Consider the following 13048-nt stretch of genomic DNA (forward strand, 5'->3'; position numbering starts at 1 on the left):
GGGGACGCGGGATGGTCCCAGGCACCCCCTGACATGGGGTAATGTTCTTCCTGCGCCCGGGCGATTAGCTCAGTGGGAGAGCGCTTCGTTCACACCGAAGAGGTCACTGGTTCGAACCCAGTATCGCCCACCCCGGATCGAGGGCCCCGGAGACGTCGAGTCTCCGGGGCCCTCGGCGTTTTTCGCGTCTGGCCTGCGGGTTCGTGCCCCCGCGACGCAAATCTTTGTCCGAACTGTTGACGCACCCCCCACCCGTCTCTACTTTTGCTCGGCAAGCGCTTACCTAAAACGATTCAATGCGCATGTGGAGGGGCTGGCTGTGCCTATGAACAGGGATCTTGATCGACGTGGCCTGCTGAAGGTCACGGGGGCGTCGGTCGCGGCGGTCGGCCTGACGGCGGCCGGGTGCGGGGGCGACGGCGGGTCGGGCGACGCGGGGAACGCGGACGGTCCGGCGACCCTGCGGTTCGCCTGGTGGGGCGGCGAGCCGCGTGCCGTGAAAATGAAGAAGGCGATCGCGCTCTTCGAGAAGAAGAATCCGAAGATCAAGATCAAGCCCGAATTCACTGATTACCAGGCATTCTGGGAGAAGTTCCAGACGCAGGCCTCGGGCGGTAATCCTCCGGATGTATTCCTCAACTCCGTTGCCTTCCTTGCGAAGTACGACAAGCGCGGAGTTCTGCTCGACCTCAAGTCCCAGGTGGACGCGGGAAATCTGAGCCTGAAGAACTTCCGCGGCGGCGTCGAGGCGGCCGGTCAGCTCGAAGGCGGCAAGCAGGTCGCGGTTCCGGTCGGCGCCAACACCATGTCGTTCGTCATCGACAAGAAGGCGTGGGCTAAGGCGGGCGTGGAGCCGAAGTTCGGCTGGACCTGGGACGAGTACTTCAAGTCCCTCCAGACCATCCAGGACAAGCTGAAGATCGCGGGTGACACCGGCTACGGCGGCATCATGTACCTCTACGACCCGTACCTGCGGCAGAACGGCAAGGCGTTCTTCAAGGACGGCAAACTCGGCTTCACCGAGGACGATCTGACGCAGTGGTGGACCGACTACTACAAGCGCGTGAAGTCCGGCCTCGTCGCCGACCCGAAGAAGATCGAGCAGGTCAAGCCCAAGTCCGGGCTCTCCGCCGGGCTCGCGGCCGGCGAGTTCACCTGGGACAACTTCTCGGTGCGCTACGAGGGGGAGGGCGACTCCGACTACGGGCTCGCGCCGATCCCGACCAGCGACGGGAAGGGCACCGGCCAGTACCTCGGCTCGCTGATGCTGTCGATCTCCACCAAGTGCAAGGCCCAGGCGCAGGCCGCGAAGTTCATCGACTTCATGGTCCACGACCCCGAGGTCGGCAAGATCATGGGCTACGACATGGGTGTGCTCGCGACCCAGGAGCAGTTCGACGCGTACAAGCCGGGCGCGGAGACCGACAAGGCGGTCGCCGAGGCCAACAAGGGCATCGGCGCGTACGAGACCGAGGTCGAGAAGGCCGGAGTGCTCGGCAAGATCACGCCGCACCCGTCGGGCGCCGACGTCGTCGAGGCCGCCTTCCTGCGCATCGCCGGTGACGTCGCCAACTCCAAGCAGAAGGTGCCGGCCGCCGTGAAGCAGTTCTTCAGCGAGGCCGAGGCCGCCTTCCAGGCCTGACAGCCCCTACGTTTCCGAGGGGAAACAGCACCATGTCGCTCGTCAAGGACGCCACAGTCCTGGCCGAAGCGAGGAACGACGTTCGACCCGTCGCGCAAAAGCGGCGGGGACGACGGGACAACCTCGCCGGCTATCTGTTCATGTCGCCGTGGCTCGCGGGGTTCCTGCTGCTCACGGCGGGGCCGATGATCGCCTCGCTCTACTACGCGTTCACGGACTACAACCTGTTCGCGGCGCCCAAGTGGATCGGCCTCGACAACTTCACGGCCATGTTCGACGACCCGCGCTGGCAGAAGTCGGTGCAGGTCACACTCAAGTACGTGGTCATCGGCACCCCGCTCAAGCTGCTGCTCGCGCTCGGTGTCGCGCTGCTGCTCAACCAGAGCCGCCGCGGCCAGGGCCTGTACCGGGCCGCGTTCTACGCGCCGTCGCTGATCGGCGCGAGCGTCTCCGTCGGCTTCGTCTGGCGGGCGATCTTCTCCGACAACGCCGTTGTCGACAAGGGACTCGGCTCGCTCGGCATCGATCTCGGCGGCTGGATCGGCGACCCCGATCTCATCCTGTACTCGCTCGTCGCCCTCACCGTCTGGCAGTTCGGCGCGCCCATGGTCATCTTCCTGGCCGGGCTCAAGCAGGTGCCGAAGGAACTGTACGAGGCCGCCGCCGTGGACGGGGCGGGACCGCTGCGCCGGTTCTGGAACATCACCCTGCCGATGATCTCCCCGGTGCTCTTCTTCAACGTCCTGCTGGAGTCGATCCACTCCTTCCAGATCTTCGGCTCGGCGTACGTCGTCTCCAACACGTTCTGCGGACCGGCCGACGCCACCCTCGTCTACACCTGTTACCTGTACCAAAAGGGCTTCCAGCAGTCCCAAATGGGCTTCGCGTCCGCGATGGCCTGGATGCTGCTGCTCGCCGTCGCGCTCGTCACCGCCGTCCTGTTCTGGTCCCAGAAGAAGTGGGTGCACTACGAGGAGGACGCCAAGTGACCACCGCGACCACCGAGTTGTCGCCCGCAGCGAACCCGCGCAAGCGCGCCGGATCCCTCGTGTGGCACCTCTTCGCGCTCGCCGTGCTCTGCGTCGTCCTCTACCCGGTCGTCTGGGTCATCGGCGCCGCCTTCAAGCCCGGCAAGCAGATCGTCGGCTCCCTCGACCTCTTCCCGGCCGAGCCGATCCTCGACAACGTCAAGGGCCTCGCCGACGGCATCGCCGGCATCTCCATCAGCACGTTCTTCACCAACTCGCTGTTCTACGCGGGGCTCGCGGTCGTCGGCGTCGTCATCTCCAGCTCGCTCACCGCGTACGCCTTCGCGAAGATCTCCTTCAAGGGGCGCAACCTGCTCTTCGCGCTGATGATCGGCACGCTGCTGCTGCCCTACCACGTGCTGCTCATCCCGCAGTACGTGATGTTCCAGAAGCTGGAACTCATCAACACGTACGTGCCGCTGCTCGCGGGCAAGTTCCTCGCCACCGAGGCGTTCTTCGTCTTCCTCATGGTGCAGTTCATGCGCGGACTGCCGCGCGAGCTGGACGAGGCGGCCCGGCTCGACGGCTGCGGACACCTGCGGATCTACTGGTCGATCGTGCTGCCGCTGTGCCGGCCCGCCCTGATCACCAGCGCGATCTTCACGTTCATCAACGCCTGGAACGACTTCATGGGCCCGCTGATCTACCTCAACGAGCCCTCCAAGTACACCGTCTCGCTCGGCCTGATGATGTTCCGCGACCAGCAGGGCATCTCCGACTACGGCGGTCAGATCGCCATGGCGATGATGGCGCTCATCCCGGTCATCGCCTTCTTCATGGCCTTCCAGCGGTACCTGATCGACGGCATGGCCACCTCGGGGCTCAAGTGAGAGCGGCGGCGCGGGCGGACCGGACCAAGCGTCGGCCCGCCGTCGAGTCGCGTCGGCGGATCGGGTTCACGGTCTTCGCCGAGTGCCTGCTCACCGGGGTGTGGATCGCGCTCGCGTCCGTCCCGCTGGTCACCGCTCCGGCCGCCTTCGCGGCCGGGGCCCGGCACCTGCGCCGCCACCTGACCCAACAGGCTGGCGGCTGGCGGGAGTTCGTCGCCGACGTCCGCGCCGCCGCCCGGCGCGGGTGGCTCGTCGGCCTGGCCGGCGCGGCCGCCGGGTTCGCCGTCGTGGTCGACGTCCGGGTCGCGCGCGCCGGGCTGCCCGGCGGCCAACTCGCGGCGGCCGTCGGCATCTTCGCGCTCATCGGTGCCGCCGTCGTCGTGCTCCGGGCCGCCGCCGTGTGGCAGCCGGACCGCTCCTGGCGGGCGCTGCTCCGCGACGCCGCCCGGCGCACGGCACGGACCCCGGGCGGCTCCCTGCTCCTGGTCTGCGGACTCGCGCTCGTGGTGCTCAGCGCCGAGTTCCTCACGCCGCTCGCGATCCCGGTCCTCGGCATCCTCGCCGCCGCGGCGGTCGCGGTGGAGGAGCGCGGCGCGGGCCGCTGACCCGCACCACCCCCACGAACCTCCCTCAACCCCCTTCTCGTACAGCACCTTTGGCATGCACGGAAAGGAATGACGATGTCCCCCATTCCCCGCAGGTCCCTCCTCAAGGCCGCCGCGGTCGCCGGCGCCGCCGCGCAGTTCAGCTGGGCGCTCGGCAACAAGGAGGCGCAGGCCGCACCGGCCGCCGCGCCCGCCGAGGCCGAGCCCGTCACGCTCGGCTGGCTGGAGGACGGCGGGCTCGGCGCGGCCCCCGGCTCCACCGTCGGCGTGCCCTGGCCCAAGGGCGCGTACGACAAGGGGCAGGAGTTCGCCCTCACCACCGAGGACGGCAAGCAGGTCCCCGTCCAGACCTGGCCGCTCGCCCAGTGGCCCGACGGCTCCCTGAAGTGGACCGCGCACGCCGTCGGCCCCGGCGTCGGCGCGGGCAAGCTGAGACTCGCCGCCGGAACCGCCGCCGCCCCCGAGAAGAAGGTGAGCGTCAAGGAGAGCGGCGGCGTCGTCACCGTCGACACCGGCGTCGTCGTCGCCAAGCTCGGCAAGAGCGGATCGAGCCTGGTCAAGTCCGTCACCCGCGGCTCCACGGAGATCGTCAAGGACGGCCGCCTCGTGCTGCTGCGCCAGGGCGAGATCGAGGACGGCGACCAGGGCACCCAGAAGTACGAGCGGTTCGAGTCGGTCATCGAGGAGACGAAGGTCGAGCAGGACGGGCCGGTCCGCGCCGTCGTCCGCATCGACGGCAAGCACCGCAAGGGCAACCGGAGCTGGCTGCCCTTCTCCATCCGCTTGTACTTCTACGCGGGCGCCGAGTCGTTCCGCATGGTGCACACCATCACGTTCGACGGCACCCAGGAGCCCGGCAAGGCGTCCGGAGACTTCATCCGCGGGCTCGGCGTCCGCTTCACCGTCCCCATGCGCGACAAGGCCTACGACCGGCACATCCGAATCGGCGGCGAGGGCACCGGCATGCTCCGCGAGGCCGTCCAGGGCATCACGGGCCTGCGCCGCGACCCGGGCGCGGCCGTGCAGGAGGCCCAGTTCGCCGGCGAGAAGCTGCCCGACCCCGCCACCTGGGACCAGCGCGTCACCACCCGCCTGAAGTACATCCCCGAGTGGGGCGACTACACGCTCTCGCAGCTGTCGGCGGACGGCTTCACGCTGAAGAAGCGCACCAAGAAGGGCCACGGCTGGATCGGCGCCGGAGGCGGCCGCCGCGCCAGCGGATTCGGCTACGTCGGCGGCCCCAGCGGCGGACTCTCCTTCGGCCTGCGCGACTTCTGGGAGAAGCACCCGGCGGGCCTCGACATCCGCGACGCCCACACCGACGAGGCCGAGGTCACCCTCTGGCTCTGGTCGCCCGAGGCGCAACCCATGGACCTGCGCTTCTACCACGACGGCATGGGCCAGGACACCTTCGCCGAGCAGCTCGAAGGCCTCAACATCACGTACGAGGACTACGAGCCCGAGTTCGGCACCCCCTACGGCATCGCCCGCACCAGCGAGCTGATGTTCTGGGCGAACGACTCCACGCCCAAGCCCACGGCCTTCGCCGAGCAGGTCGAGGCCGTGCGCGTGCTGCCGCAGCTCGCCGCGCCGCCGAAGCAGCTCATCAAGGCGCGTGTCTTCGGCCCCGGCCTCTACTCCGAGCCCGACCGCTCCACCCCCGCCAAGGCCAAGATCGAGGACCACCTCGACTTCCTCTTCACCTACTACAAGGACCAGGTGGAGATGCGCCGTTGGTACGGCTTCTGGGACTACGGCGATGTGATGCACTCCTACGACCCGGTCCGCCACCAGTGGCGCTACGACGTCGGCGGCTACGCCTGGGACAACTCGGAGCTCTCGCCCGACCTGTGGCTCTGGTTCGCGTACCTGCGCTCCGGCCGCGCCGACATCTTCCGCTTCGCCGAGGCCATGACCCGGCACACCGGCGAGGTCGACGTCTACCACCTCGGCAAGTGGGCCGGCCTCGGCACCCGGCACGGCGTCCAGCACTACGCCGACTCCGCCAAGCAGCAGCGCATCGCCAACACCACGTACCGCCGCTACTACTACTTCCTCACCGGCGACGAACGCGTCGGCGACCTCATGCACGCCAACGTCGACTCCGACGAGACGTTCCTCGTCCTCGACCCGCAGCGCAAGGTCCGCCCCGACCCCGACTACAAGCCCGACCCGCACGCCCTGTCCATCGGCTTCGGCACCGACTGGAGCGGCCTCGTCTCCGCCTGGCTCACCGAGTGGGAGCGGCGCGGGCCCAAGTGGGAGAAGGCCAAGGCCCGCGTCCTGTCGACCATGGAGACCATCGCCGCGCAGCCCAACGGCTTCGTGCAGGGCAGCGGCCTCTACGACCTCGACACCGGCAAGTTCGCCATCGCCGACGAGCCCGTCGTCGGCGTCTCCCACCTGTCGGCCGTCTTCGGCCTCAACGAACTGTGCGCCGAACTCATCGACATCGTCGACATGCCGAAGTTCGAGGAGGCGTACTACGACTACTGCCGCTACTTCAACGCCTCGAAGACGGAACAGGCCGCGCGGTACGGGTCCAATTTCGGCTCGCTGATCCTCTTCCAGGGCCACTCCCGGCTCGACGCCTACGCCGCCGTGCGCACCGGCGACGACAAGCTGGCCAAGCGGGCCTGGGACAAGTTCTACAACTCCGACGGCTACAAGGAGTCCGCGCCCTGGAAGACCGAGAAGGTCGAGGGGCCCGTCACGCTCGTCGCGGGCACCGAGGCCAACTGGGTCTACACCAACGACACTGCCCTCTACGGCCTCGCCGCCATCGAGAACCTGGCGCTCGTCGGCGACAAGATGCCCTGACCTCCGCCGGAAGGCCCCGGTCCGCGGGCAGACTCGGTCCATGGACTGGAACCACTACCGCTTCCGCAGCGTGTGGGATCTGCCCGCCCCGCCGGGCACCGTGTACGCGGTGCTCGAACGGGCCGAGGAGTACCCGCGCTGGTGGCCCCAGGTCCGCTCGGTGACACCGCTGGACGGAAGCTCCACCAGCGGCGTCGCCGTCTTCCGGTCCTTCCTCCCGTACGAGCTGCACGTCACGGCGTCCGAGCGGCGCCGTGACCCGGCCGCGCGGGTCCTTGAGGTCCGGATGACCGGGGACCTGGAGGGGTGGGCGCGCTGGACGCTGCGGCCGCGGCCCGGCGGCGGCACGCGCGCCGTCTACGACCAGGAGGTCGAGGTGGGCAAGCCGCTGATGCGCCGGTTCGCGGTACCGGGGCGTCCGGTGTTCCTCGCCAACCACGCGTGGATGATGCGCGGCGGGCGGCGCGGGCTGGCCGCGTACATGCAACCGGTTTGAACACTGGGCGCCGCGACCTGTATTGTTCAACGCGTTCCCGGGCGATTAGCTCAGTGGGAGAGCGCTTCGTTCACACCGAAGAGGTCACTGGTTCGAACCCAGTATCGCCCACCCGGAGAATGACCGGTCCGTCACATACGACGGGCCGGTTTTTCGTTTCTGCGCATCAGAACCCCGGCGGGGGAACGATCAGGCCGCCGCCGGAAGTTCCGGGCGCAGGGGCCAGGCCGGGTCCACCGTCTCCGGGTTGCCGCTGCGCGCGAACCAGGCCTGGAGACCGCGGGCCTGCGCCGCGTGCCAGACCGCCTGCAACGTGTGCAGCTCGGCGGCGGACAGGCGCTCCAGGCGGGACGCGAAACGACGGCCCACCGCCCGCACCAGATCCAGCGACGCCTGCGCGTCCGCCGCCGCGTCGTGCGCCTCCGAGAGCTCCACCTCGTAGTGCGCGCACAGATCGGTCAGGGTGCGGCGGCCCTTGCGGTAGCGGTCCAGGTGCTTGTCCAGGACCCGCGGGTCGATCACGCACAGGGACGACGTCTCCAGGTAGCGCGCGAGCGAAGAGGCGCGGTGCCGCTTCAACTCCCGGTCCAGAAGCGTCAGATCGAACGGCGCGTTCATCACCACGAGCGGACGCCCCGCCGCGGCCTGCTCGGCGAGCGCCCGCCCGACCTCCTCCATCACCGGCGCCGGCCACCGTCCGTTGCGCTGGAGATGCTCGTCGGTCAGACCGTGCACCTCGGTCGCGCCGGCCGGCACCGGCACGCCGGGATTCACCAGCCAGCGGAACACCCGCGGTCGGGTGCCCGCCGCGTCCTGCACCACGATCGCCGCGGAGACGATGCGATCGTTCTCCACGTCCACGCCCGTTGTTTCCGTGTCGAAGGCAGCCAAAGGCCCCTCGTACCAGCACGTCATGATTACTCAACTCCCGGTTCACCCGCGGCAGATGACGTCCCGTCGACATGCCGTCCCTGCCCAAGCGGTGATACCCGCGCTGTTTGCGTCGTACGCCGACCGGTCACAACACAGGTACGAGTCATGGCAGTTCAGCGGGGTGCCATCGGCATGAACCCGCATTCCTGGAAGGTCAACCGGCCCATGGCGCTCGCGCGGCCCGAATCAGGCGGGCTGCTGCCCGAGCGGATCGCACCGCCGCGCGGCACCCTCGCCACCACCGCCTGCATGGAGACCTTGCAGGTGGGCTATCTGCATGCCGTCACCGCCGCCGCGGGGTGCTCGCTCTCGCAGCCCTTCCCGGACAACGGCATCGACTGGCACGTCAGCCACAGCTCGCCGGGGCACGCGATCGACGACGAGGTCACCATCAAAGTGCAGCTCAAGGCGACCTACCAGGTGGCACCGAACCCGCCGGGCTCGACCTTCGCGTTCACGCTCGACAACGCGCACCTGGAGAAGCTGGCCCGCACCCCGGTGTCGGTGCACAAGATCCTGGTCGTGATGCTCGTGCCGCGCTCCCAGGACGACTGGCTGCGCGCCGGCCACGACCGGCTCGACCTGAGGCACTGCTGCTACTGGATCAACCTCGCCGGCCGGCGGGCCACCGGCCGGCGCAGGACCACCGTGCGCGTTCCGACGGCGCGGATCTTCGACGACCGCGCGCTCTGCGACATCATGACCAGGGTGGGGGCGGGCGGACGGCCCTGACGGCCCACGCGGCCCGATCAGGCCGGGGCAGAACGGAGTTGTGCGATGCGGCATCGTCCGATCGACGAACCACTGCGTCCCCTCGGCGTGGGCCGCGGCCACCCCGTGGAACTCGCAGGACCCGAACCCGCTCAGGTCGACCCCGCGGTCCTCAGCGCCCTCCTCGACCGGCACGGCTGGCAGCGGCGCGGCGGGGCCGCCGGGCGGTACGCGCGCTGGACGCTGCCGGGGGCCGGGGCGCGCACCAGCCTGCTCGTGCCGGAGAGCCGGGCCTTCCCGGACAGCGAGGAACTGCTCGGGGAGGCGCTCGTCGCCCTGGAGCGCAGCGGGACGCCGTCCGCGCGCGAGGTACTGGTCTCGCTCGCCGTGCCCAGCGACGAGATCCGCTGGACGCGCGACGTCCCGGCCGGACCCGCGGGCGCCTCCTCATGGACCGCGGAGGAGCAACTACGGGGCGCGGCACGGCAGATGCTGCTCGCGGGCGCCCTCGCCGCGCGCGGCCGCGCCGGGTACTACGGGGCCCGGCACCGGCGGCCCGCCGCCGCGGCCCTGGAGGACGTCCTCGTGCAGTCGGCGTCCGGCGGTCGCCGGCTCACCGCGTTCGTGCCCGTCGCCACCGGCCGTGTCCTCGCCGTGCGGCTGCACCAGGCGCTGTACGCGGCGCGCGAGGCCATCGACTACCGGCGGGCCACCGGCGGCATGGACGCCTTCGACGGCGCGGTCGAGGCCGGTGTCAGCCGGGAACTGACCGAGGCGCTCGTCGCGCTGGTGCGCGGCACGGAGGGCGCGCGCGTCGGCGTGGCCTGGGCGCCCGCCGCCGGGGTGCCGCTCGAGTGCACGGACGGCGACGCCCCCGTCGAGTTCTCACCCGGCGACCTCGACGTGCTGCGCGAGGCGGGCGCCCGCTACCAGCACGCCGAACCGGCCGTCTCCGTCCGCGTCACCGGCGCCGTCGTCCGCATGCGCAGGGCCGGACCGCGCGGCCCCGGCTCGGTGCGGCTGCGGGTCATCGCCGGCGTCGAGGTGCCGCACGTACGGATGACGCTGGACGAGGAGTCGTACCGGATCGCGGGCCACGCGCACCTGGTGGGACTGCCGATCCGGGTGCACGGCCACCTGGAGAGCCGGGGCGGCTTCCGCCGCCTGACCGGTGCGAGCGGCGTCGTACCCGTGCAGGTGGAGGAGGCGGAGCGGGACCGGCTGCTGAAGTCGCTCCAGGAGAACCTGGACTTCTTCGAGGAGGCGTGCTCGGGGGAGGAGCCGTGAGCCCTACTGGCGCGCGTACAGGTCCCTGAGCAGGGCGATCTCCGCGCAGTGGTGGATCGTCTCGCGGTTGATGTGCAGCACGAGCGTCGCCATCAGCTCCTTGTCGTACGGCGCCTCGGCCGGGCCGCACGGCCGCGCCAGCGCCGCCTCGTCCAGGCCGCGCACGCCCGCGATCCACGTCGCGTACGCGGCGTCCAGGCGCTCCAGCGCCTCGGCGGCCGTGCCGGGATAGTCGTACGTCATGTAGTCCACCGGTTCCGCCCCGAAATGCCCGGCGTTGCGGGCGCCGAGTACGCCGACCAGGATGTGGCCCAGGCGCCAGGCGATCGTCGTGACCGGCGCGGGGACCGGCTCGGGGTACGCGAAGTCGATCGTGAAGTCGCCGGAGCCCGCCTGCACGGGAGCGGTGCCGGTGCCGCGCGGCCGCACGCTCCAGCAGTCCGCCACCGGCTCCCAGAAGTACTCGTCGTCGGAGAGCCCCGCCAGGCGGTCGCGGAGCTGATGGCGCCAGTGCCAGTCGAGCTGCTCGGCGAGGAGCGTGTGCCAGTCGAGTGTCATACGTCTCACGCTAGAGCCCGGCACCGACAGCCGCCCGGCCCGCGGACAACCGCCCCGGTTAACCGTTTCGCGAGCGGCCCCGGTGACTCGGTACGATCGTTGCTGCGCGCGTCACGGGTAATGGCGCGGCGTTCCATCTTCAGGTAGGAGAAGTCCGGTGTCTGATGTCCGTGTGACCGTCCAACGCGATTCCGAGCGGGAAGAGCGCGTGGTGACGACGGGCACTACGGCCGCCGAGCTCTTCGCCGGTGAGCGCACCATCGTCGCGGCCCGCGTGGCCGGTGAGCTGAAGGACCTCGCGTACGAGGTCGCCGACGGCGAGACCGTCGAGCCCGTGGAGATCTCCTCCGAGGACGGCCTGAACATCCTGCGGCACTCGACCGCGCACGTCATGGCGCAGGCCGTGCAGGAAATCTTCCCGGAGGCCAAGCTCGGCATCGGCCCGCCCATCAAGGACGGCTTCTACTACGACTTCGACGTCAAGGAGCCCTTCACCCCCGAGGACCTCAAGCGCATCGAGAAGAAGATGCAGGAGATCCAGAAGCGGGGCCAGAAGTTCTCCCGGCGTGTCACCAGCGACGAGGACGCCGCCGTCGAGCTCGCCGACGAGCCGTACAAGCTGGAGCTCATCGGCCTGAAGGGCAACGCGGCGCAGGCCGCGGACGGCGCGGACGCCGAGGTGGGCGGCGGCGAGCTGACCATCTACGACAACCTCGACGCCAAGACCGGCGACCTGTGCTGGAAGGACCTCTGCCGGGGTCCGCACCTGCCCACCACCCGTGTCATCCCCGCGTTCAAGCTGATGCGCTCGGCCGCCGCCTACTGGCGCGGCAGCGAGAAGAACCCGCAGCTCCAGCGCATCTACGGCACCGCGTGGCCGTCGAAGGACGAGCTGAAGGCGTACCTGGAGTTCCTCGCCGAGGCCGAGAAGCGCGACCACCGCAAGCTCGGCGCCGAGCTGGACCTGTTCTCCTTCCCGGACGAGCTGGGCCCCGGCCTCGCGGTCTTCCACCCCAAGGGCGGCGTGATCCGCAAGGTCATGGAGGACTACTCGCGGCGCCGCCACGAGGCGTCCGGCTACGAGTTCGTGAACACCCCGCACATCTCGAAGGAGCACCTCTTCGAGACCTCGGGCCACCTGCCGCACTACGCGGAGGGCATGTTCCCGCCCATCCAGTTCGACGAGCAGAACTACCGCCTCAAGGCGATGAACTGCCCGATGCACAACCTGATCTTCAAGTCCCGCGGCCGTTCCTACCGTGAACTGCCGCTGCGGCTCTTCGAGTTCGGCACCGTCTACCGCTACGAGAAGTCGGGCGTCGTGCACGGCCTGACCCGCTCGCGCGGCTTCACGCAGGACGACTCGCACATCTACTGCACCAAGGAGCAGATGGCGGAGGAGCTCGACAAGCTCCTCACCTTCGTCCTCGACCTGCTGCGCGACTACGGCTTGACCGAGTTCGAGCTGGAGCTGTCCACCCGCGACGACTCCGACAAGTTCATCGGCACGGACGAGGACTGGGCGGAGGCCACCGAGGCGCTGCGCTCCGCCGCCGAGAAGCAGGGCCTGCCCCTCGTGCCCGACCCGGGCGGCGCCGCGTACTACGGCCCGAAGATCTCGGTGCAGGCCAAGGACGCCATCGGCCGCTCCTGGCAGATGTCGACCCTCCAGGTCGACTTCAACCAGCCCAAGCGGTTCGGCCTGGAGTACACCGCGGCGGACGGCTCGCGCCAGCAGCCCGTCATGCTGCACCGCGCCCTGTTCGGCTCCATCGAGCGGTTCTTCGGCGTCCTCCTGGAGCACTACGCGGGTGCCTTCCCGGCGTGGCTCGCCCCGGTGCAGGCCGTCGGCATCCCGATCGGCGACGGGCACGTGGCGTACCTGGAGGAGTTCGCCGAGAAGGCGCGCGCCCAGGGCCTGCGCGTCGAGGTCGACAAGTCCTCGGACCGCATGCAGAAGAAGATCCGCAACCAGCAGAAGGCCAAGGTGCCCTTCATGGTCATCGCGGGCGACGAGGACATGAACGCCGGTTCGGTGTCCTTCCGCTACCGCGACGGCTCGCAGGAGAACGGCATCCCGGTCGACGAGGCCATCGCGAAGATCGCGAAGGTCGTGGAGGAGCGGGCGCAGGTCTGAC

The 13048-nt window shown here is 69.6% G+C and carries 11 protein-coding genes and 2 tRNA genes; 11 read left to right on the forward strand and 2 right to left on the reverse strand.

Annotated features, from left to right (window positions below):
• The first annotated feature begins 58 nt into the window (after positions 1–58).
• From ACYBSK_RS11205 to ACYBSK_RS11240, 8 genes are all read left to right on the forward strand, one after another.
• Positions 59–130, forward strand: a tRNA-Val gene (locus tag ACYBSK_RS11205).
• A gap of 195 nt (positions 131–325) precedes the next feature.
• A complete protein-coding gene (locus ACYBSK_RS11210; RefSeq protein ID WP_460245954.1) occupies positions 326–1642 on the forward strand; it encodes an ABC transporter substrate-binding protein in 1317 nt (438 codons plus the stop codon).
• Between the two features lie 32 nt (positions 1643–1674).
• Positions 1675–2631, forward strand: coding sequence for a carbohydrate ABC transporter permease (locus ACYBSK_RS11215; RefSeq protein ID WP_460245955.1), 957 nt, complete (start codon positions 1675–1677; stop codon positions 2629–2631).
• Positions 2628–3500, forward strand: coding sequence for a carbohydrate ABC transporter permease (locus tag ACYBSK_RS11220; protein ID WP_460245956.1), 873 nt, complete (start codon positions 2628–2630; stop codon positions 3498–3500). Before ACYBSK_RS11215 ends, ACYBSK_RS11220 begins: the two co-directional genes overlap by 4 nt.
• A complete protein-coding gene (locus ACYBSK_RS11225) occupies positions 3497–4105 on the forward strand; it encodes a hypothetical protein (RefSeq protein WP_460245957.1) in 609 nt (202 codons plus the stop codon). The genes ACYBSK_RS11220 and ACYBSK_RS11225 overlap by 4 nt, the downstream gene beginning before the upstream one ends.
• Before the next feature lie 75 nt (positions 4106–4180).
• Positions 4181–6925: an exo-rhamnogalacturonan lyase family protein gene (locus ACYBSK_RS11230; RefSeq protein ID WP_460245958.1), complete on the forward strand. Its 2745-nt coding sequence runs from the start codon at positions 4181–4183 to the stop codon at positions 6923–6925.
• 40 nt (positions 6926–6965) lie between these two features.
• Positions 6966–7421 carry an SRPBCC family protein gene (locus tag ACYBSK_RS11235; protein ID WP_457476756.1) on the forward strand — a complete coding sequence of 152 codons (456 nt, stop codon included), beginning with the start codon at positions 6966–6968 and terminating at the stop codon, positions 7419–7421.
• A 39-nt stretch (positions 7422–7460) separates the two neighbouring features.
• Positions 7461–7532 (forward strand) — tRNA-Val (locus ACYBSK_RS11240).
• 78 nt (positions 7533–7610) lie between these two features.
• On the opposite strand, the gene ACYBSK_RS11245 is transcribed toward ACYBSK_RS11240, so the two are convergent.
• On the reverse strand, positions 7611–8336 hold the full coding sequence (locus ACYBSK_RS11245) for a 3'-5' exonuclease (protein ID WP_457476757.1): 726 nt from the start codon (positions 8334–8336) through the stop codon (positions 7611–7613).
• A gap of 183 nt (positions 8337–8519) precedes the next feature.
• Between ACYBSK_RS11245 and ACYBSK_RS11250 the strand changes: the two genes are divergently transcribed.
• Together ACYBSK_RS11250 and ACYBSK_RS11255 are read left to right on the forward strand one after the other, a co-directional pair.
• Complete coding sequence (locus ACYBSK_RS11250; RefSeq protein WP_457481711.1) at positions 8520–9086, forward strand: DUF4365 domain-containing protein; 567 nt, start codon at positions 8520–8522, stop codon at positions 9084–9086.
• Between the two features lie 45 nt (positions 9087–9131).
• The gene (locus ACYBSK_RS11255) at positions 9132–10352 is read left to right on the forward strand and encodes a hypothetical protein (RefSeq protein WP_460245959.1); all 1221 of its coding nucleotides are present in this window, start codon (positions 9132–9134) and stop codon (positions 10350–10352) included.
• Positions 10353–10355: 3 nt separating this feature from the next.
• On the opposite strand, the gene ACYBSK_RS11260 is transcribed toward ACYBSK_RS11255, so the two are convergent.
• Positions 10356–10910, reverse strand: coding sequence for a DinB family protein (locus tag ACYBSK_RS11260; protein ID WP_460245960.1), 555 nt, complete (start codon positions 10908–10910; stop codon positions 10356–10358).
• 157 nt (positions 10911–11067) lie between these two features.
• Between ACYBSK_RS11260 and thrS the strand changes: the two genes are divergently transcribed.
• Positions 11068–13047: a threonine--tRNA ligase gene (thrS, locus tag ACYBSK_RS11265; RefSeq protein WP_460245961.1), complete on the forward strand. Its 1980-nt coding sequence runs from the start codon at positions 11068–11070 to the stop codon at positions 13045–13047.
• Position 13048: the final 1 nt, after the last annotated feature.

This window comes from Streptomyces sp. BYX5S (assembly GCF_054724165.1).